The sequence below is a fragment of the Bremerella cremea genome, from assembly GCF_003335505.1.
In the GTDB taxonomy this organism is placed as follows: domain Bacteria; phylum Planctomycetota; class Planctomycetia; order Pirellulales; family Pirellulaceae; genus Bremerella; species Bremerella cremea_A.
The window spans coordinates 60,342-80,251 of record NZ_QPEX01000017.1 but is presented as its reverse complement, the minus strand read 5'-3'; the positions used below and the strand labels follow the sequence as shown (position 1 = coordinate 80,251).

Annotated in this window: 17 protein-coding genes; 8 read left to right on the top strand and 9 right to left on the bottom strand. The window is 53.4% G+C overall.

Annotation, left to right across the window (positions count from 1 at the left end; all coding sequences use genetic code 11):
• The first annotated feature begins 2 nt into the window (after positions 1-2).
• From DTL42_RS10070 to fliM, 3 genes are all read left to right on the top strand, one after another.
• Positions 3-566, top strand: coding sequence for a hypothetical protein (locus DTL42_RS10070; protein WP_114368601.1), 564 nt, complete (start codon positions 3-5; stop codon positions 564-566).
• A 202-nt stretch (positions 567-768) separates the two neighbouring features.
• Positions 769-2,043, top strand: a complete 1,275-nt coding sequence (locus DTL42_RS10065; RefSeq protein ID WP_114368600.1) for a glutamate-5-semialdehyde dehydrogenase — start codon at positions 769-771, stop codon at positions 2,041-2,043.
• Between the two features lie 43 nt (positions 2,044-2,086).
• On the top strand, positions 2,087-3,121 hold the full coding sequence (gene fliM / locus DTL42_RS10060) for a flagellar motor switch protein FliM (protein WP_114368599.1): 1,035 nt from the start codon (positions 2,087-2,089) through the stop codon (positions 3,119-3,121).
• Positions 3,122-3,155: 34 nt separating this feature from the next.
• Here fliM and DTL42_RS10055 read toward each other — a convergent pair whose 3' ends face one another.
• Genes DTL42_RS10055 through DTL42_RS10040 form a run of 4 tightly spaced genes read right to left on the bottom strand, consistent with a single transcriptional unit; the run spans position 3,156 to position 7,478 of the window.
• Positions 3,156-4,415, bottom strand: a complete 1,260-nt coding sequence (locus tag DTL42_RS10055; protein WP_114368598.1) for a hypothetical protein — start codon at positions 4,413-4,415, stop codon at positions 3,156-3,158.
• Between the two features lie 4 nt (positions 4,416-4,419).
• Complete coding sequence (locus DTL42_RS10050; protein ID WP_114368597.1) at positions 4,420-5,328, bottom strand: TRAFAC clade GTPase domain-containing protein; 909 nt, start codon at positions 5,326-5,328, stop codon at positions 4,420-4,422.
• Complete coding sequence (locus DTL42_RS10045; protein ID WP_114368596.1) at positions 5,325-6,548, bottom strand: formylglycine-generating enzyme family protein; 1,224 nt, start codon at positions 6,546-6,548, stop codon at positions 5,325-5,327. The genes DTL42_RS10050 and DTL42_RS10045 overlap by 4 nt, the downstream gene beginning before the upstream one ends.
• A gap of 36 nt (positions 6,549-6,584) precedes the next feature.
• Positions 6,585-7,478: a hypothetical protein gene (locus DTL42_RS10040; protein ID WP_147274229.1), complete on the bottom strand. Its 894-nt coding sequence runs from the start codon at positions 7,476-7,478 to the stop codon at positions 6,585-6,587.
• Between the two features lie 408 nt (positions 7,479-7,886).
• On the opposite strand from DTL42_RS10040, the gene DTL42_RS10035 reads away from it, so the two are divergent.
• On the top strand, positions 7,887-8,309 hold the full coding sequence (locus DTL42_RS10035; protein ID WP_114368594.1) for a hypothetical protein: 423 nt from the start codon (positions 7,887-7,889) through the stop codon (positions 8,307-8,309).
• Between the two features lie 599 nt (positions 8,310-8,908).
• A complete protein-coding gene (locus tag DTL42_RS10020) occupies positions 8,909-10,036 on the top strand; it encodes an aminopeptidase (RefSeq protein WP_114368591.1) in 1,128 nt (375 codons plus the stop codon).
• Positions 10,037-10,105: 69 nt separating this feature from the next.
• Here the strand turns inward: DTL42_RS10020 and DTL42_RS10015 are convergent, their stop codons facing one another.
• Positions 10,106-11,122, bottom strand: a complete 1,017-nt coding sequence (locus DTL42_RS10015) for an SDR family oxidoreductase (protein WP_114368590.1) — start codon at positions 11,120-11,122, stop codon at positions 10,106-10,108.
• A gap of 366 nt (positions 11,123-11,488) precedes the next feature.
• Between DTL42_RS10015 and DTL42_RS10010 the strand changes: the two genes are divergently transcribed.
• On the top strand, positions 11,489-13,162 hold the full coding sequence (locus DTL42_RS10010; protein ID WP_234824150.1) for an HD-GYP domain-containing protein: 1,674 nt from the start codon (positions 11,489-11,491) through the stop codon (positions 13,160-13,162).
• 72 nt (positions 13,163-13,234) lie between these two features.
• On the opposite strand, the gene DTL42_RS10005 is transcribed toward DTL42_RS10010, so the two are convergent.
• From DTL42_RS10005 to DTL42_RS09995, 3 genes are all read right to left on the bottom strand, one after another.
• A complete protein-coding gene (locus DTL42_RS10005; protein ID WP_114368589.1) occupies positions 13,235-14,155 on the bottom strand; it encodes a YgfZ/GcvT domain-containing protein in 921 nt (306 codons plus the stop codon).
• A 23-nt stretch (positions 14,156-14,178) separates the two neighbouring features.
• On the bottom strand, positions 14,179-15,411 hold the full coding sequence (locus DTL42_RS10000) for a lactate racemase domain-containing protein (RefSeq protein ID WP_114368588.1): 1,233 nt from the start codon (positions 15,409-15,411) through the stop codon (positions 14,179-14,181).
• A gap of 93 nt (positions 15,412-15,504) precedes the next feature.
• Positions 15,505-15,834, bottom strand: coding sequence for an Hpt domain-containing protein (locus DTL42_RS09995; protein ID WP_114368587.1), 330 nt, complete (start codon positions 15,832-15,834; stop codon positions 15,505-15,507).
• 429 nt (positions 15,835-16,263) lie between these two features.
• Between DTL42_RS09995 and DTL42_RS25990 the strand changes: the two genes are divergently transcribed.
• Together DTL42_RS25990 and DTL42_RS09985 are read left to right on the top strand one after the other, a co-directional pair.
• Positions 16,264-16,743 (top strand): hypothetical protein, encoded by a 480-nt coding sequence (locus DTL42_RS25990; RefSeq protein WP_147274228.1) that lies wholly within the window; start codon positions 16,264-16,266, stop codon positions 16,741-16,743.
• A gap of 224 nt (positions 16,744-16,967) precedes the next feature.
• Positions 16,968-18,719 (top strand): DUF1598 domain-containing protein, encoded by a 1,752-nt coding sequence (locus tag DTL42_RS09985; protein ID WP_114368585.1) that lies wholly within the window; start codon positions 16,968-16,970, stop codon positions 18,717-18,719.
• Between the two features lie 22 nt (positions 18,720-18,741).
• Here DTL42_RS09985 and DTL42_RS09980 read toward each other — a convergent pair whose 3' ends face one another.
• Positions 18,742-19,833, bottom strand: a complete 1,092-nt coding sequence (locus tag DTL42_RS09980) for an FAD:protein FMN transferase (RefSeq protein ID WP_147274227.1) — start codon at positions 19,831-19,833, stop codon at positions 18,742-18,744.
• Positions 19,834-19,910: the final 77 nt, after the last annotated feature.

The following is a 19,910-nucleotide window of genomic DNA, read 5'->3' as shown; positions in this document are numbered from 1 at the left end:
TCATGCCAGATCCGCCTTCCAACCCGTTCGCTAGTCCCGAGATTGAAGAGGTCCCCGCATATACGGGCCCTTTGCATCAATCGAAAACCATGGGGCGTTGGGTTGGGTTATCGACTCTTTCCGGCATCCTACTTTTTGCCGCGTACTTTGTCGCGAGTATGACCCTTTGCATCTTGTTGACGCTCGTGGTTTTCTTCCCCGAGCGAATCTCTCCTCAAGTGCTGACTCCGCTTGGAATTTACTGTGCGGTGGCTGGAATCTATGGCATTCTGATTGGTTTTGTCTTAGGCATCACTTTCGGCATGATTAGCTACTGGGCACCAGCCGGTCGAGGCATCTACACGCTGTATGTCTTTGGCTTGCCGCTGGGAGTCCTGCTCACTGTCTTCGCTCCGCTCGTCATCTTGTACGATTATTACGCTCACAATGCACTTCCCGCCCAAGAATTGACACTGCTGCTTATCTGGACAGCTTGCTTGGGCCTGTTCTCCTTGATTGCCTCCGCACATCTCGTAGTCAATATTCGTCGTTTTCTCGTAAAACCACTGGAGTCCCCTACTGGCTAGTCAAGCGTCAGTGATCTCCCTCCGGCGAGCCTACTATCTTCCCGCCGACATTCCTCGCTGTGATCTATTTTTACGTAACTTCTTTTCTAGAAAGAGATTACAAAACACCCTAGTTCCATACAGAGCGAACCTTTCGCATTGACCCAGCATCCCATTCCAGAGATAATCTCACGTTGGACGAAAAGCTTCTCAAGGTTTGAAAATGGCGATCGCGGACGAAACTGACTTAACAACTTACTGTCTTCAAACGGCTGAAAAGGCCCAAGCGGCGTCGCGTATATTGGCGACCGTTTCCGGACAGGCAAAAAACGATTGGCTGCGTGCCTCGGCCGTGGCGCTGCGCGAGAGCTTTGACATCATTGCCGAGGCGAACGCCAAAGACATTGCCAATGCCCCTGAGTACGGCTTAACCGACGCTCAGATCGATCGGCTTCGCTTAACTGAAGATCGCATCGAAGGCATTGCCTCGGCGTTGGAACAAATCGCCATGTTTCCCGACCCGATCGGCGAAACCATCGACTCGACCGTGCGTCCTAATGGGCTTTCGATTCAAAAAGTTCGCGTACCGCTGGGGGTTGTGTTCTTCATTTACGAATCGCGACCAAACGTTACCGCCGATGCCGCAGCCATCTGCGTGAAGAGCGGCAACGCGGTGATTTTGCGTGGCGGAAAAGAAGCAATCCATTCGTCCCAGGCCATCGTTCAGATCTTGCAAGGCAAAGCCGTCGAGTTCGGCATTCCCCAAGACGCGATGCAGTTGGTTTCGACCACCGATCGCGCCGCTGTTGGCCATTTTCTGAAACTCAACCAGTTTATCGACGTTGCGATTCCTCGCGGCGGAGAAGGTCTCATTCGGCGGGTTAGCGAAGAAGCGACGATGCCGGTGATCAAGCACTTCGACGGCAACTGTCACGTATACGTCGACCAATACGCCGATCTTGAGACAGGCGTTCGCGTAACGGTTAACAGCAAGTGCCATCGCTACGGCGTGTGTAACGCGGCCGAGTCTCTTGTCGTTCATCAGGCGGTTGCCGAAAAATTTCTCCCGCTGATCGCCGCAGCCTTCGCAGAGAAGGAAGTGGAGATGCGGGGTGACGAGACAACTTGTCAGATTGTGAAATCGGCAGTCCCCGCTACCGAGCAAGACTTCGGCGAAGAGTACCTGGGACCAATTATTTCGGTCAAAGTCGTTGCGGACATTGACCAAGCGATTGCCCACATCAATCGCTACAGTTCGAAGCACACCGAGGCGATCATCACCGAAAGCTTGGCCGCCAGTCGTAAGTTCACCGCCCAAATCGACAGTTCGGCGGTAATGGTCAACGCGAGCACCCGCTTCAACGATGGCGGGGAATTCGGTCTGGGTGCCGAGATTGGCATTAGTACCGACAAGTTCCATGCCCGCGGCCCGTGTGGGATCGAAGCGTTAACGAGCTATAAATACATCGTCATGGGAGAGGGTCACGTTCGTAGCTAAGGTGCTACGCGCGACCTGACATCGTGAATCAAGGGAGTGATTCATGGCCGACAACGTACTGAGCCAAGCTGAAGTCGAAAGCCTTCTCAATGCCATGGAGACGGGGAACGAACCGTCGAAACCGGCAGCGACCGCTTCGGCTGATTCTCAAGCTGGCCACGCTCCGCGTCATCGTGAAAAGATTACCCCCTACGATTTCAAACGCCCCGAACGTGTCGGTAAAGACCAAATGCGGGCGTTGCAATCGATGCACGAAGGATTCAGCCGAAACTTCGGAGCAGCTCTCTCTGCCCTGCTCCGTTCGATTGTCGAAGTCAAGCTCACCAGCGTCGATCAGCTTACCTACAGCGAGTTCGTCTTTAGCCTCGAAAACCCAAGTTGCTTTAACCTGCTTGTGGCCGAGCCGCTGGAAGGCAACTTGATTCTTGACATCAACCCGTCGATTCTCTACCCGATCATCGACCGACTTTTGGGCGGAGGCAAGGAGAGCACGCCAGCTACTCGCCGTCCTTTAACCGAGATCGAATTGACACTCGTCTCGCGAATTTCTGATTTGTTCCTCATGGAACTAAAAGAAGCTTGGGAAAACGTTTTGCCGCTCGATCTCAAGGTCGTGCGTGTGGAAAGCAACCCCCAGTTAGTACAGATCGTTCCGCCGAACGAAGTGGTCGTGCTAGTAAGTTTTGAACTAGCAATCGGCGATGTTCGCGGCATGATCAATCTTTGTATTCCGTTCAACTCAATCGAACGGATCAGCCACAAGCTCACCGCCAACACCTGGTTTTCTTACGGCAGCACCGAAGCAACACCACAATCGAAAGCGGCAATTGGCGATCACATTGATAAGGCCCACGTCAATCTTGATGTGATCCTGGCCGAAACAACGATCACCATGGAAGAACTGCTCGACCTGCGTGTCGGCGATGTGATTACGACCGCTAAGGACTCACGGACTCCGTTGCAAGTCAACGTGAATGGAACACCAACGTTCCAAGCCTTCGCAGGTGCCTACAAAGGACGCAAGGCGATTCAAATCGAACGCAGCTACGAACGCAAGAAATCGCCACCGCCTAAATAGCAGCGACAACGGTTGGCATTTGCTGGGCAGAAGCCTAGGTCGATGTTCTCAGAATCAAGCTGAGGATTTCGATTGCCATCGCCATTCTCGTATTTCTGGCAGACTTCCGCTCACGTGTGAGTTGCACAAAGTGCTTGGCGCAGTCTTCACGCAACACCTCCATTCGCTCATCAGCGGGACAGCCCCAGGCCGAGCTTAGCCGCTCTAAGGCAGTAATATCCCCTTCGAGCGAACGCTCGACCAGCTGCAACAACTCTTCTCGATCGGTATCGTTTTCCAGCGCGACCGGGGACAACGCTATTGCAGCGGCGGAGTCAGCCTCTCGACGGCGTTGTCCAGAGAGAGCGATTCGCAGGCGATTTCCAATCGAAGGCAAATCCTCTAACCGTGTCGACAAAGGAAGCTCGCCAATCATACGCGCCGCAAAATCTGGTTCGCGTTGGCACAGGGCAACTTGCACCCACGTTGCCCAAGGATGCCGTGATAGTTCCGGAGTACGTGCTGGCGCGTCGAATGCAAACGTCGAACATCCTTCCTGCCGGGCAGCTTTCTTTTGTTCTTCGATGTCGTTGGCCAGCCCGATCAAACGAAACTCACGCCTCGGCGAATATCGCAAACGTGTCGAGAAAGGAAACCAAGGTCGAATCGAGACGGGCAGCAGATTAAAGAACACCGCGAGGAAACGATCGTTATAGTCGCCGGTGAATAACAGTTTTTTGGACGTAAGTGCCTGATGAAACCAGGTTACAAGCGTCTGCTGCTGCTTGGGTTCGTCGAAGAAACGAATCAAGCCAGGCTCGACCGGTGGCCCGGAAGGCAACATCATCATCGTCGGCAAATCGGTCGGCAACTCAGGCCCAGGACGTAAATCATGAATCGCTAACGCGGCCGACAGCACACGAAACGGATCGTTATAAAATCGAGCGAAGCCGGACGTATCTAAGACGAAACAGTGCGTGTAAACCTGGCGACCGCCGCGTCCACTATACTCGGCCGAGCCAAGCATCGTGCGTGAGATGCAGAATTTCCCTTCCCTTAAAGGATGAAAGTTTAAGCTGACATCGGATGGGTCATCGACGATCATCGAATCGTGCGCCGGCCCCCATACCGCTAACAGGCGGGCGTCATCCGCACTAATTCCTGGGCTCCAAGCGACCAGTTGATAGCCGTCTTTCTTCGCTGTCCGAGCCGAAGTAAAAATGGCCTGCTCAACAGGAACCGTTCCGGCTGGTCTTGTGATGTTCGACTTGGATGCTTGAAGAGACTGAGGCGTGCGAGGAGTCACTGCTTTCACCGATTTAAACTTTGCGGACAAGCCATTCAAATGGTTCCACAATCCCGCGTGGCTCGATCCGCAGTGGTACTGCCAGAGGCCCTTCGCCTGGCTCCTCCCGGAAACCGACAGCCCCAGCTACCCCGGAAGCGAAGAACCCATAATTCTCAAATCGCTGTTGAACTTGTTGCCAAAGATTAGGAGTCTTTTCCTTGGCATACAGTTCTGGATTATCGAAACAAGGCTCACAGCGATCCGCTTTGGAAAAGACAATGGCAACCGGGCGAGTCGATTTCTTACTTTTGTTACGGCGACCATCCTTTTCGCTGAGATAGGTGATCAGCTTCATTAAGAAGTAATTTTGTTCCGCCCCGCCACGTTCAATCCGATCGGTATCGGCCAGCAAGATGACCGCAGAGCATTTATCGAGGAACGAATGAATCGCGGGATAGGCATTGGGATGGTCGATCTCTTCTAAGATCGCTTCCCCGGCCATATCCGGCATGATCAGCTCCATTGGTTCCTTTTTATTGTTGAGCTTCGCTTGGCAATGGACCCAGTTCCAGCGATCAGGCTCGTTCGGCGTTTTCTCAGGGAATTGACACTTAGCCAACGCCATCATGGTCCGCTGCTGTAGCGTGATCGAGAAAGCCCCTCGGGCCAGCACCTGCACACGACCATTTTGTCGCGTCAACATATCTAGCAGCATGCCCAAGTAAACCGTTTTGCCAGCGGCAGCGGTTCCTAGAACGGCCAGCATCTGCGGACGCACGCCTTGGGTCCGAGCTTGATGCGAAAGAGCCAGCGGAGCGCCACAGTGGCGGCATAATTCCGTGCTGTAACTATTGTCGACACCACAGATGTAGCACGACAAAGGTACAGCCGCTTCAGCAAGCCGATACGATTCCATGGGTACGAGGACACGCTTGGTCATTGGGTCACCTCAGCAAATTCTTCATAGGTTTCGACCTGATCCAGAGTTTCGTCGGCTTGCATCGCATCGTCTGGAATCAGATCGCACAGCCCGATCGCGCAGCGGAAGCCAATATTCCGCTTTCGAGCCACGGCTTTGTCGCCGCTTTGAAAATCACAGGAGGCTTGATTTTCGAAGTAAGTGTCGAAGGCACCTCCCCGCACGCTCCGCATCGAGGCATCCAAGATCAGTGGACGCATACTCGATTGCCATGCGCCAAAACGACTGGATGTCCACTCCCAGACGTTGCCAATCAATTGGTAGGCCCCCCCCACACTCATGCCGTCGGCAAAGTCATCGACCGGCGTGGTTCCACCTTTGCCGCTTCCCCAGAGGTTGGTTTTGTTTTGATCGAATGCTTCTCCCCAAGGAAACTTACGCTGAATCGGCCGCGAGCCAGGCAGTGGTACTGGCCAACTCCCTGACTTGACCCACTCGGGATCCGTTGGCAATCGTTTGCCCACCCACCGCGCATAGGCGGCAGCCTCGTACCAACAAACACCTACTACCGGATGCTTTGCCTGGCCGGAAGGATAGGTTCCGTTCTTCCAATAGCGCGGCCCACCTATTCCCGTTGAATCGACGAACTCAAGAATAGCCGGAACGATTTCAGGGTCCCAAAGCGGAAGTTGCTCGTACCCACCGGCATCTACAAAACGTTGATACTGTTCGTTGGTGACCTGGTATCGATCGAGATAAAACCCCTCGACATGCACGACGCGGCCATCTAGGTGTTCCGGCAGATCTGCCGAATCGCTGACTCCTTTGCCGACAATCGTATCCCCGCAGGGGACCAAGGTCATCTCGTCGTCCAACATCTCTTGGGCGCGAGCCAATGTTTGGGGAGGAATGCTTGCGGCAATTTGTGGTCGTAACAGAAGTGCGTAACGTCCTTGCTCTAGCATGAGCTCGGCTAGGTCTTGGGAATCATTCACTTCCGAGTCCATCGCATTCTGTTCGCGAGTAGACGCCGCAGTTGTTGTAGCTGGCGATTTCGCTTTCATACCGGGCGAGGAAGACAGCTTTTTTTGAAACGCGCGATAGAAAAGCATCCCAGCGATCAGCGCGGCCGATAAAAGAGCGACCATGTAAGCCAAGAGAAGATTATGGGAAAGCCAGGCCAGCCCACCTAGTACTACCAGGCCAGCTACCGCAATCCCCCCTACTAAATAGCGATACATGAGTTGAATCCTGAATGATGACTTCTTCAAAAGGGTCTAGCTACGCTGCTGGTTGCGACGCTTATTCACATCTCGCTGTAGCTTGGCAAACTGCGCCATCACGGAATCGACTACCGTGTTATTGTTATTGGCTCGGATCTCTAGTTCATCTCTTGCAACGGTGGCTGTCTCGTTAATAACCGACGTTTCTGCGAACGATTGGGGTTGAGCGGCTGCCGGAGCCATGCGTCGCTCGAGCAGTGATCGCATAGCCTGCATCTCTTCGGTCCAAGAAGACTTCTGCTGATTCATCTCTTTGCGTTGCTGGTCGATCGTTTCGGTCAAGCGCAACGCATGGCCACGCACCTGATGCAGTTCGCCTTCGAGTACTTCATTGCGTTGTTTTAAAGTGTCGAAATCCTCATGCTGCGATTCATTCGCCTCGGCTTGCTCGCGTTTAAGGAGTTCCAACTTGGTGGCCGCCAACTCGCGGCGAAGTTGCTCGACTTGCCCCAACAGTGATTCGTCGCCGTTGAAATGAGAACGAGCAGCACTAAGTTCGTGCTCGAGTTCCGCAATCCGCTGCTGGTCAGTGGGCCTGTTCTCGGCGGCCTGACAAGCCTCGTTCGCGGCAGAAAGCTGTTGTTGCAGTTCTGCAATTTCTGTCTTGGTTTGGTCTATCGCTTCGTTTTGCTGCTGGACGATTTGATTTAAACGTTGGTTTTCCTCAGCAAGCTGAGAAGCAGACTGGGCCGTTTGCTCGAGTTCTCGCCGCGTGTTGATCAGTTCATTCGCATACGATTCAACCTCTTGACCCCAATGGGTAATCTCGCTGAGCAGCTGATCAATAAACGTTTCCAACTCTCCGTTTTGGAAACGGAGTTGGCTTAGTGCTTGATCGAGCGGCGTGTAGTCGGTGCTCATCAAGGGAGCCATTGCGTGAGCGTTCACGTCAACCCTGCCTTCCGCCTATCACATGAAGAGAACTCGGCCATATTCCACTCTGCGAAAAGATCGCCCACGAAACGGGCCAAGCTCGAAAAGTTTTTCTTGGGAAACATTGGATTTCCCGCTGTTTATGAGGAGGGTGCCTCGCTGTTCCAGCAACCACCATTTGAAACGTAGGTCGCGACTCTTCCTTTGGCAAAAGAAACCCGCGAAATTGACAAAACAAATACCTTTGAGGTAGGTGATACAGTCTCCTCGTTTGGCTAATAAACTTAGGCTAAAGCACCCAGTTGCCCGGCAGCAGAGAGATGGTAGGCTGGAAGGAGATGTTCGCGTTCACATGAAATACGAACGTATCGCCAGCGAAGGATTCTCGCGCAGTCGCCCACTTGCCCTAAGGAGTTTGCCAACATGACGAAGTTTACCAACATGCTGCCTATTGTTTTCGCCGCAGTGGTACTATTCGCTTCGGCCAGTGCCTCGCAAGCCGCGAAATCTGCTGAGCCAAGCTGCTGTGCGCCTGTACCACCTCAGCCGTGCTGCTACGAACCATGCTTCAAATACAAAACGCATGGTCTGCACGCCAAAAAAGCACTCTCTTGCTCGTGTACACCTCCGACCGAAGCCATTTTGCAGGTGACCGATCCACGCTGTAACTGCTACGTCGATGTTCCGATTTGCCTGCCTGCTTGTTGCGAAGGAGTTCCCTCGATCTCTAGCCGCTGCGGTTTGTTTAAGCGTGGGATCGTCGAGTACGAATGGTGCTGCGGTTTTAAGGTGAAGGTCGTCTTCAAAGGTTGCGACAAAGTCGACGTCCATTATTACGGTAAGTAGTTTTACTCGCCGATTAGATCGCTACGCCGTAAAAACGCGATGTCCACCGGGAATGCTTCCTTGTTGACCAATGAAGTCGACAGCGACATACTTGGGGGGAAATATTCATCCCCCCCACGTGCAATGCGGAACTCATCGTGTCGAAAAAGCGGCGCAGTCAAAAAAAGCTGTCCCGCCCCGAGGGCCATGCACCTCCGGGCGAGTCACAGGCAATAGAATCTCTGACAATCTTTTGGAGTCTTTGCATCTTTGCGACTCTGGTGTTTGTCATTGGCGTGCTACTGATGTGGTTCGCAATTGCTATCTGGCAATTAGCAGGTGGCCCCAAAGATACGTTGCGTGCGTTTGGGGATCTTCTCCTCTTCACGTCGGTTGTTACCGGAAGTGTAGGCGGACTTCTTACGCCGATCGTTCAATCTCGACGAAAACGTCGAGCCCCCAAGTCGCTGCAAATTGCCGCGTTAGCAATCGCCCTGGCTCCGTGGATTTTGTTTGCTCTGATAATATGGCGCCGATGATGATTCGGCGCTATTCCTCTTTCCGCGCCGCCCCACCGTCGCGAATAGCTTTGTTTTGCCCTCGGAAAGGAATCGGTCTCGATGGACCCACGCTACGAAAAACTCGCCCAGGTTCTGGTGCAGTACTCCGGAAAAGTGAAGCCTGGCCAATTGGTTCGCATTAGCGGCCCAACGATTGCCGAGCCGATGATTATTGCCATTTATCGGGAAGTCATCCGAGCAGGTGCCCATGCCGAAATCAGCGTTGTCCCCGACGAATGCAAACGAATCTTGCTAGAAGAAGGCTCCGACGAGCAACTCCTCTACGAAAACCCTTTGCTCATACAAGCGGTGGAAACAATCGACTGTTCGATTGGCCTGTGGGGCCAGAAGAACACCAAAGCCCTATCTTCCATTCCACCTCAAAAAAGCACGCTCCTAAGCCAAGCAAGGAAGACCTATTTCAAGAAGTTCCTGGGCCGCGCAGCATCGGGCGAGCTGAATTGGGTGGGGACTCAGTTTCCCTGCGAATCGTCTGCTCAAGATGCAGAAATGTCACTTTCCGAGTACGAAGAATTCGTCTTCCGCTCTGGCTACATCCACGAAGACGATCCAGTCGCAATCTGGAAACAGCTTAGCATTGGCCAGCAAAAACTGGCCGATTTCTTGATGACCAAAAAAGAGATCCGCTTCGTTACCCCGCAAGGCACCGATCTCACGCTCGGTATCGAGGGGCGGAAGTGGATCAATTGTGATGGGCACGAGAACTTCCCCGACGGAGAAGTCTTTACGGGTCCGGTCGAAACCGCTACCCAAGGTGTCGTCAAATACAGTTTCCCGGCTGTCCACGGCGGTCGTGAGTCGGATGGAATAGAGCTAACCTTTCAGGATGGCCGTGTGGTTGATGCCAAGGCCACCAAGGGGGAAGAATTCCTTCTGGCCATGCTCGACCAAGATGCCGGCGCTCGGGTCCTCGGAGAAATTGCGATCGGTACGAACTACGCAATTCAGCAATATTCGAAAAACACGTTGTTCGACGAAAAAATCGGCGGAACCTTTCATGCCGCAGTCGGGGCCGCGTATCCAGAATCTGGCGGCACAAACGAGTCTGGCCTGCACTGGGACATGGTGTGCGATCTTCGCCAAGGAGGTCAAATCTTTGCCGATGGAGAACTGATCAGCGAAAACGGACGATTCCTTAACCCGGAATTCCCTCAGCCAATCAAGTAGTCGTTCGGAAAAACTCGCTTGTTGACACTCTCTTTCGAAAGCTAGGCTGGTCGCTGACTGGCGGCTGGTCTAGCGCACGAAAGGTGGGCGGACAACCCCTTCCTCACGCAGTGGGTTGCAGTACAAAATCTGTTCGAGAAGTTCTGCACTACCCTCTTCGTCCCCTGCTCGATCGTAATGCCACTCGCGGTGGGTCGGAACATACCGGGCGTCGTAGGGCCATGAATGAAACGGCTCGAATCCCAGCTGTTCGACTAGCTTGGTCGAGTTCATCGACACGTCGCCAGCTCGCGGCGGAATTGGGCCTGCTTCGACACGCATACACCCCATCAACAGATCTGGGTCGTATCCACCCACGCGGTTGACGACCTGGGCAATCTCGAACAAGCTCAGGCGTGTCGGACCACCGGCATGATAAATTCCGGGCAAAGATCGCGCGAGAACCTCTTCAAACGCAAGATTCATACAATCGGTATAGGTTGGCGTTCGTACTTCATCAAAATAGAGCGTTGCCGGACGCTGCTTTTTAAAACGTGATTGAATCCAATCGATCGCTCCAGCGTGCCCGTTAAAACTGACCCCCATCGGCAACGAGATCCGCAAAATCGTCGCATCGGGGCGCATTAAAGAGACCAGGCTTTCTGCCGCCGCCATCGTTTTGCCGTACACGGTGACCGGGTCGGTACTGTCCGTTTCCAGCATATTGCCAGTCCCGACGCCGCTAAATACTAAGTCGATCGATAAATGCACCAACCGCGTGTTGGTCCCCTCCAAGATGTGCAGGAGATTGCGCGTTCCTTCGAGATTGATCCGCCAAGCCATCGCAGGGTCGAGCTCGCACGACTTCAGCGCGCAGCTCCCCGCACAATGCAGCACCGAACCAAACTGGTGTTCGTCGAAGAGGCGTTTTAATGCGTCGATATCTTCCATGTCGCACGCGACGATATGTTCTCCATCTAGCCGCCAGTTGTCGGTAGGACGTAGCCCAACAACCTGGCCAGGATACTTATGGCCGAAGTGAAATAAGGCGTTGTAACCGGGAACACCAGGCACCCCGGTAATCAGCAATGGCAAGCGAAGAGACATGATCTAAATGAACTGAAATGCGCAATACATAAAAAAATTCAGGCTGGGAATTGAAAAGCGGTTTTCCGTGTTCACTTCCCCCAATCCCTGCAACCCCTACAAGAAAACCTCATTGGAACTAGATCTCAGGGAAGCAGAATCCGCATCGTAAGAGTTTTCGGATTATTCGATAGCCCTAATTCGGGGTGACTTGCATGCCGAAGCAGTAGACTCAGACAAGGGAACAATTACGCGATAAACCGTAGGTGACGCCCCAAAGTATGACTTAAAGGGACTTGGCAGCCAAGATTGGCATTGTGATCTACATTTAAAAGATGTCCAGCCGACATCTGCGGTTCTTCTATCTCTGTTGTCAGGATTGTTTCTATGTCGATGCCACCCGCTTCGCTGTCACTCACCGGCAATACGGTTGGTGCCTTTGTGCCAGCGGTGCGCCACCGTTTGAAACAGTTAAGCACAGAGTTACAAAACTACTTCGGAGTACCCTTTAGCTTTCGTGATGGCAGATCTGGGGAACTCATTTTACCAGCAGAAGGGCATTGTTACGGAGACGAGGATCTACTTGCGAGTATCAGTCCTGGCGTTGTGAAGGAAGGCACGGCAATGTTTGTTGCCGAGGAAGCCGGTTGCACGCTGCTCGCATTCCCCCTCAAAGACGAACACCAAGACCTCGTAGCTTCGGCTCCGTTTCGCTTGGCCAACACCTCGACGGCGGCGGTCGATTTTTCCCGCATGGCGAAGGTCCTGAGCGTCTCGCCGAGAGATGCCAAACGTTGGTACCACAGACAAACAGAATGGACCATCCCCGCCCTTCAACGCATGTCCTCGGTTGTACTGGGCAAGATGAGTGCCGAGAGTGAAATTGTTCGTCTAACCGAAGAAATCGACAAAGTTTCCGACAGCCTTTCTTCAACTTACGAAGAAATCAGCTTACTGTACGGCCTTACCCAGAATTTACGAATTTCTAGCAGCGACGCTCAACTTGGGGACTTGGCATTAAATTGGTTGCTGGAAGTGATCCCTTGTCGGGGACTCTCGATTTTATTCCAACAACCGGGCAACAATCGCGACGCCCATAATGCCGATGGCAATCCTTTTTCCTCGCAGCAATTGACCGCCGGGGACTGCCCCGCCGATGCCCAGATGTTGAGTCAGTTGGTTCATCATCTGAACCTGAATCAAAAGCGTTCCGCGTTCGTCGCCAATCAGCGTGTGACTGAACGATCCGATTGGCCATTTCACGAGATTCGGCAAATCATTGCGGTCCCCCTCGTTGAAAGCGAAAACATCTTCGGATGGCTTTTTGCGATCAATCACAACGAAGAAAAAGGATTCGGGACCGTCGAAGCCAGTTTGCTGAGTAGTGTCGGCACGATCCTTGGCATTCACAGCGGCAATATCGAGCTATACCGCCGTCAGTCCGAATTTGTGACTAGCGTGGTCCATGCACTCACTTCCGCGATCGATGCCAAAGACCCTTATACTTGCGGCCATAGCGATCGCGTGGCCCGCCTAGGTGTTCGACTGGCCCAAGAACTAGGCCTCGACAATCAAGCCCTCAATCTCATGTACATGGCAGGTCTGCTACACGACGTGGGGAAGATTGGGATTGATGACTGCGTTCTCCGCAAGCCTGGGCGCTTAACGGATGAAGAGTACGAACATATCAAGCTGCATCCTGAACTAGGTTGCAATATTTTGGCCGGCCTAAAGCAACTGAAAGACGTGCTTCCTGTGGTGCTACATCACCACGAGCAATGGGATGGCAAAGGCTATCCTTATGGGCTGGTCGGGGAAACAATCCCCTTGATGGCCCGCATCACCGCCGTGGCCGATTCCTACGACGCGATGTCGAGTGATCGGCCCTACCGTAAAGGCATGCCCGCCGAGAAAGTCGACCAGATCTTCCGCGAAGGTTCGGGAACTCAGTGGGATCCGAAGGTGGTTGAAGCCTTCTTCGCCGCACGAGACGACATTCAACTCATCATGCGAGAAGAGCGTGCCGAGCTTGGTTTCGATGTCAATAACTGGGCGTCTTAATCACTTCGCAGCGTGCAGAGGGTGAACTTCACATATTTGCTGAGGCTGCCGGGACACGCATCGCAACAAGCATTACTTAAGCACTTCGATCGTGCCTAGTTCGCACTCGATCTTAGTACCAGCGGCATTGTGGCTGCGCCGAATCATGGCCAAGCCGATATTTTGCCCGTCGACTTCCGCCAGCGAGGTTACTTGCCCAATTTCTTTCCCCTCCACGACAATTGCTTGCGGCAAGTCTTCGCAGGTGCCAAGCAGGCGAACGGCTACTAGCTTCTTATTGACGTGCCCCAAAGCATCGATTCGAGCGACTGTTTCCTGACCCAGATAACACCCTTTCTTAAAGCTAATCGCTTGATCGTCTCGGTTCGCCTCTTGGGCCAGATGCTCAGGGGTGATGTCGACTCCATGCCAAGGGAAACGCTGGGCGATTCGCGATTGCTGGAACGCGTTCATCCCAACTTCCTTCGCTCCCTTCTCGCTCAGTAGCGAGGCGACAGCCGTGGCTTGCTCCCCTCGAATTTCCATTGCAGCGGTGTTCATGGCAGTGGGCCGAAACAGACGAAGGGAATTGCCTTCCCAAATAACCTCGCTCTGTTCTAAATCACCGAGAGGCACCTCGGTTCCGAGAATCGCTGACAAGACGGCCGCTACCTCTTCACCCCAAACCAGAATCGCTTCTCCTGAGGTACTTCGGTCGGCGACTTCCACGTCCTCGATCATGGCATATTTCTGCAAATGAGGCAGCAAGCCAGGCGTCTGATTTCCTAAACCAGCAAACTCAATTCGGTCGGTCGACTTCCAAAGATAGCCGTGCGCTAAGATCTTTCCTTGCAGGGTTGGGATGAAAGCCTCGCAGCCATGTCCTGCTTCCAACGCAGCCACATCATTCGAGCAAAGCCCTTGAACAAACCGCAGGTGACTTGGCCCGCTGATTTCGATCCAGGTTGCCCAAGGCGAGGCAGTCCACAATAGCTGGCAGCTTTGATCCGGCATCAATTCTTTAATCAAGCAAAGGTTTAGAAAGAGGCAGTCGAATCCGCAACACGGACCGACATATTCTGAGCATCATGGACAACCACAACGTCTTGATAGTGTTCGCAAATCTTACGACACTCTTCATCCGATTGAACCGGAATCATATCAAGATCGTCCATCACCGCTTCCGGTAATGCCGTACGGATATAGACCTTACACTGGGCTAACGTCCGCGCGAACTGAAGTGCGATCGCAGAATCTTCGTGCCGCGACTTACGCATTTGGGCTTCAAAGTCGGTGAACTCCAAAGACTCGGCCATTTGCGACATCGCCACGCCGGGACGTTGCCGAATTTCGGTCGCCAAGATAACCGCTCCGTCCGGGCGGACAAGATGCTCGACGTTGGCGAGCGCCCGGGCTGCATTCTCCCAGGTCTGTCCGGCTTGACCTCCGGTAATCAAAGCAATGACGACGCCGGCCATCGTGGGCAGATGGGGCTCCCAGAATTCACGCAGTTGGCGATTCGCTTCCCTTTCGACATGCGACGCTTCACCAAAGATCGCGGCTCCATAGCCACCACCACGAGCCGGAATTAAGAGGCAATTGTAGACGATTCCCAATAATTGACGAATCTCTTCCACCTCAGCGATACGCCGTTTCCGACGCGGTAGACGGGTAACAAACAGTGGCGAATTCCATCGTTTTTGTGTGTCGATATCGGAGTAGGTCGGAAAGATCGAAGAATAGGGACCGAAGTAACCAAAGGCCCCCTTACTTCGCGCTACGTCAATGGGCACCACCAAGTCGGCATCGCATAGGTGGCGATTCAATATAATCGCATGATTCTCTTGTGTTGACGTGAGAAAAGCGTTCGCTTTTTGATCTTGCGGCTGATGCACGATCACTTCCGCCTGTTCCCCCAGCGGAGCCGTAACCTGCTTCAACCGCTCGACGATAGGGCTCAAGGTGTCGTGCGGGAGCAGAAATTGAAACGAGCGATCGTTCATCCCAGTTGCTTGGGCATAGGCGACAATCGCCGCAGCGATTGGTTCGTAATCGCCCACTTCTTTGCCGAACACAAACAACACGACATCCCCTGGCACCGAAGCCTGGGCCAAATCGGGGTAGCCAACCGGATTGGTTAGTCCGTCGAGGACGGTCTGCTTCAAGTCGGGCGCGGCAGAACATTCCGCGAGAAGATTCGCGAGCACCAAGTCTGGTGCAATATCGCATTCTGATCGAGCATTATCGCCGAAGGGGGTCGCTATGGACATCGATACCTTGTCATTCGGAAAGCGTAGTTACGATTCCCGAATGATAGGTAGTCGAGTCGTGGCAGGTCAACGGGGACGCGATTGAACAGCCCCTTAGTTTGGGGTTCCCGCGCGCATTCGCAAGCATATTGTTACCAAGTCATGCAAACTCCGTTGAATCGTTTCGGCTGGGGCATTGTGTCGGCAAGCGTGCTCTAGCACGGCGGCAACATTGGTGACCTCGCTGAAACCGTAACTTCCTGCCGCCCCCTTCATCTGGTGGGCAATTCTCCCCAACTGTTCCCAATCCGAACTCTCGGCAGCATCAAGCATGCTTTGAACACGATCAGGAATCTCATCCACAAACATCTCGACAAGTTCGGCCAAATCCTCGTCGTCTCCAAATTCGGAGTAGACCAACGCATGGTGATCTGTAGTCGACATTGAACACGCCCCTTCCTAAATGCTGAGCCTTATTAGAGGCTCGCTTACCCCTTCCATATCGCAATTTCCGTTGGGAAAGGTCCCCAGCGAGAAGCGACTATTCCTTCTTAACCATGGGTTTCGAACCGTGTTTTCGCCCACATCTGGGGAGCGATTTAACCTCCTCAATGAAGCCAGTGGTAGCACAGCCGTTTAAGACGCTACGACCGGAACTGTAAAGATGCTCCGACTAGACAATTTAGGCATTTTGCTAGAGGGTTTCGTTTTGGGTAGTCGATAGCGAGTGATAGTTCCTTACCGAGGAAAGTTACTCGCCTAGTTCAAAGTGCGGGATCCAGGCTTTGTCGCCCTGGATTTAGGTCACAGCGGATGGGGTGAGAGTTTGTTTTTTTCTGGTGGTTAATGTTAAGTCAAGTTGGAGTCCTCTCGATGAATGCCCGTTTTGCTTTCCCTGCGATGTTGGTTGTCGGTTTGATCTTTGCCGCTGCCTCCACCGCTGAAGCCGGTATGTTCGGCTTCTCGCACGGCTGTGGCTGTGCCCCGGAACCTTCCTGTTGTGCTCCTGAGCCAACCTGCTGTGCTCCGGAACCTTCCTGCTGCGATCCTTGTGCCAAGAAGTGTGGCTTGTTCCACCACCTGAAGCACAAGCTGCACCGCTGCTGCAAGTCAGCTTGCTGTGCACCGGAACCCACCTGCTGTGCTCCTGAGCCGACCTGCTGTGCTCCGGAACCCACTTGCTGCGCTCCAGAGCCCACCTGCTGTGCTCCAGAACCTTCCTGCTGCGATCCTTGTGCCAAGAAGTGTGGCTTGTTCCACCACCTGAAGCACAAGCTGCACCGCTGCTGCAAGCCAGCTTGCTGCATGCCGGAACCAACCTGCTGTGCTCCAGAACCGACTTGCTGCGGCTAGTCGCGACTGGTGCGGCCTAAATCGCCAGCACGGTAAAATAAAAAAACAGCCAGAGAATTTCCTAGACGAAACTCTGGCTGTTTTTTATTTCTTGGCCGTTGCGGAAGAAATTTGAGTCGAATTCCGCCGACTGCCCACTAATTGCTTGACCTTATCTCGCCAAGAAGAGAATCTAATAGTCTACTCACGGAACTAGAGAATTCGATCACTTGGAGAAATCTCCCATGCTCACCCTTATTCGGGCAGGGATTTTCGCGAACGGTTTGTTCGCGTTACTTTTCGCTTCTTTCATTGCTAATGTAACATTTGGTGAAGATCGCCCCACGGACCAAGATCCCCTCAGCCGAATCAACGCATTTAGTCAACATGGCGAGTTCACGCGGGCATTAGATGAAATTAAACATCTAAAAAGCAATGCCCAGCGCGACGATGCTCACGCCACGATTGCTCGTAATCAGCTTCGTTTTGGGCTAGTCCGTGCTTCGGTCGAAACGGCTTCGTATATTGAAGATGACCAAACACGCTCACAGTTTCTTGCCGAAGCAACGGCGGCACGTGCCGAACCAGTCGCTCCGCGAGGTGGTGGCGTTCAGCCCGACTTCGATTCATTAATCGAATTGATCACCACGACCGTCCAGCCGGAAAGCTGGGAAGAACTAGGCGGTCCAGGTTCGGTGGCCCCCTTCGCAACCGGTGTTTACGTCGATTCTCAAGGTACGCTACAGCGGGTCACCAAGCTGGCGGACAACACGTTGCTCTCTGGCATTCATGATGCCTCGAAAATCGCGGCGTCCAATCAAGATGCCTCGATCACTTCCCATCTGCGGAAGGTTTCTCTAACTCGCCTGGAAAAAGAATCCCAACTTCGCTGGGCCTTGGGGCAACCACCCACGGAAGAAATGCTAAATCTGGCCGGCATTTATGAAATTAAATACGTACTCGTTTATCCGGAAGAAGGGGAGATTGTCATCGCTGGCCCTGCTGGTCCGTGGCACGAAAATGCCGAAGGCCGCACAGTCAACCAAGCTACCTCTCACCCTGTTTTGCAATTAGACGACTTGGTCGTCCTGCTCCGAAATGCCATTACGGATAAGGGGCGGTTCGGTTGTGCGATCACCCCCACTCAAACCGGTCTAAAGAACGCCCAAGAGTATCTCGACGCAACCTCTGACAAACCACTTCACCCTCGCCAACGTGATGCTTGGCTAACTGGACTGCGCGACGCAATCGGCAAGCAAGAGATTGATGTTCATGGGATCAATCGCGACACACGCGTAGGACAGGTCATTGTCGAAGCAGATTACCACATGAAGCGAATCGGCATGGGGCTGGAAGAGGGTACCGCCGGCGTTCCCAGCTACCTGGAAATGATCTCCGTCCCCCCTGGTGGCAGTCCACCCCCGATGGATGTGCTGCGTTGGTGGTTCACCCTCAACTACAAAGCGATCAACGCCACGGAAAAACGGGAGGCCTTTGAGCTGCAAGGGCCTGGCGTCCAGGTCTTGTGCGAAAACGAGCTGCTCGATGCCCAAGGAGGCCGAATCCACACCAATACGGCAACCGCACTGAACGCAACGTTCGCTCGAAACTTCACGCAAAACTACGATGCTCTTTCCGTGAAATACCCGATTTATGCCGAGATGAAGAACATTTTCGATCTAGCAATTGTCAGTGCCCTGATCGAGAAAGAACGCCTTGCCGACCAGACCCACTGGAACATGACCCACTTTGGGCCTAAGGGCAGCTACACTCCTCAAACGTCCCCAGCTCCGCAAGATGTCGACTCGATAATGAATATGCGAATCATCGATCGCAAACATATCATCGCTGGAGTCAGTGGAGGCGTTAGCTTCGATTCTTCTCAGTTCGTCAAGGATGAAAACATCCATGTCGATGATTACGGTTTGATGTCCGCCGAGCGCATCGAAAGCAGTGTCCCGCAGACGATTAACCATCACGGTTGGTGGTGGGACTAATCGATCCACCCTCCCGAGCTATTTAACCTACGGATAGACGCTGCGACATTTCGCCCAGCATGATGGTTTCCACCGAGCCTCGTCGCTGGCCTTCGCTTACCAATAGAACAGATACCTCTGGGTAATTCTCCAGAAAGGCTTCCGTTTCCTCAGGTCCCATCACATAACAGGCCGTCGCCAATGCGTCGGCCAGGGCTGCGGTCGGAGCGATCACCGTCGCAGAGAGGACCTTCGTCGCTGGTCTGCCAGAACGCGGATCGAGTACGTGCCCGTATTTTTTTCCCTGGTGGAAGAACGCTTGGAACGCCGCTCCTGAGGTTCCCAGCGATTCGTTTTTCAGATGCACCGTTCCAATCCGGCGATCTGGTCGCAATGGATGGGGCACGCCCACTTCCCATCCCTCTCGGGAAACACCGTCTCGTCGAATTCCGTGTGCCAAAACGCTGCTTGTTCCTCCATGGATCAAAAAGTCATCGACATCTGCATCCAGCAAAACCTCTTGGCAACGATCGAGTGCATACCCCTTGCCGATACTGCCCAGATTCAATTCAACTCCCTCACGAGCGAGCTTTAGCGTCCGATTATCGGCATCGAGCTCAATCTGGTTGCTGCCGACAAGGTTCATGGCCTCGACCAGATCTCTCTCTTGCGGCACTTTGCCTTCGCGATCAAAGAAGCCCCAAACTTTGGTCAAAGGGCCAGCGGTAATATCAAACGCGCCGTGGGTATCGCGGTGCAGTTGCAGTGATAACTCGAGCAACTGAAACAAACGTTGTTCCACCACGACCGGCTGCAAGTAGGCAGTCGCCCCCAAGCGACAGATTTCGCTATCTGGACGATATGCCGAAAGCTGCTGCTCCAACTCGTTGACCAGGTCGAGCGCAGCGACTGCGGCTTCCGCCTCGCTGCCTGGACCGTTGGCGTTTAAGTACACCTCGAACTGGCATGCCATGGCCTGGCGGGCAAGTTGAATTAGATAAGCCCCAGCCGGCACTTCCTCAGAGGGGGCAGTTTCCGCCGACGTTTCTTCGGACACCACCTCCTCGGACGGCGAGGATAGCTTTCCGCGGAGAAAATTTCGGCGGCTTGTCCGTTTTTCCTCTTCAGACGTCACGACATATCCTTCGGCTGGACGCTTTAGCAGCGAGAGAGCGAAATTCTGTCCCTGATTCAACTTAAGGGTTATACTAA

Excerpts from the sequence above, each read along its gene's own strand:
- DTL42_RS10070 (WP_114368601.1), top strand. The coding sequence starts at position 3 with ATGCCAGATCCGCCTTCCAACCCGTTCGCTAGTCCCGAGATTGAAGAG.
- DTL42_RS10065 (WP_114368600.1), top strand. The coding sequence starts at position 769 with ATGGCGATCGCGGACGAAACTGACTTAACAACTTACTGTCTTCAAACG.
- fliM (WP_114368599.1), top strand. The coding sequence starts at position 2,087 with ATGGCCGACAACGTACTGAGCCAAGCTGAAGTCGAAAGCCTTCTCAAT.
- DTL42_RS10050 (WP_114368597.1), bottom strand. The coding sequence starts at position 5,328 with ATGACCAAGCGTGTCCTCGTACCCATGGAATCGTATCGGCTTGCTGAA.
- DTL42_RS10045 (WP_114368596.1), bottom strand. The coding sequence starts at position 6,548 with ATGTATCGCTATTTAGTAGGGGGGATTGCGGTAGCTGGCCTGGTAGTA.
- DTL42_RS10035 (WP_114368594.1), top strand. The coding sequence starts at position 7,887 with ATGACGAAGTTTACCAACATGCTGCCTATTGTTTTCGCCGCAGTGGTA.
- DTL42_RS10020 (WP_114368591.1), top strand. The coding sequence starts at position 8,909 with ATGGACCCACGCTACGAAAAACTCGCCCAGGTTCTGGTGCAGTACTCC.
- DTL42_RS10015 (WP_114368590.1), bottom strand. The coding sequence starts at position 11,122 with ATGTCTCTTCGCTTGCCATTGCTGATTACCGGGGTGCCTGGTGTTCCC.
- DTL42_RS10010 (WP_234824150.1), top strand. The coding sequence starts at position 11,489 with ATGTCGATGCCACCCGCTTCGCTGTCACTCACCGGCAATACGGTTGGT.
- DTL42_RS10005 (WP_114368589.1), bottom strand. The coding sequence starts at position 14,155 with ATGCCGGATCAAAGCTGCCAGCTATTGTGGACTGCCTCGCCTTGGGCA.
- DTL42_RS10000 (WP_114368588.1), bottom strand. The coding sequence starts at position 15,411 with ATGTCCATAGCGACCCCCTTCGGCGATAATGCTCGATCAGAATGCGAT.
- DTL42_RS09995 (WP_114368587.1), bottom strand. The coding sequence starts at position 15,834 with ATGTCGACTACAGATCACCATGCGTTGGTCTACTCCGAATTTGGAGAC.
- DTL42_RS25990 (WP_147274228.1), top strand. The coding sequence starts at position 16,264 with ATGAATGCCCGTTTTGCTTTCCCTGCGATGTTGGTTGTCGGTTTGATC.
- DTL42_RS09985 (WP_114368585.1), top strand. The coding sequence starts at position 16,968 with ATGCTCACCCTTATTCGGGCAGGGATTTTCGCGAACGGTTTGTTCGCG.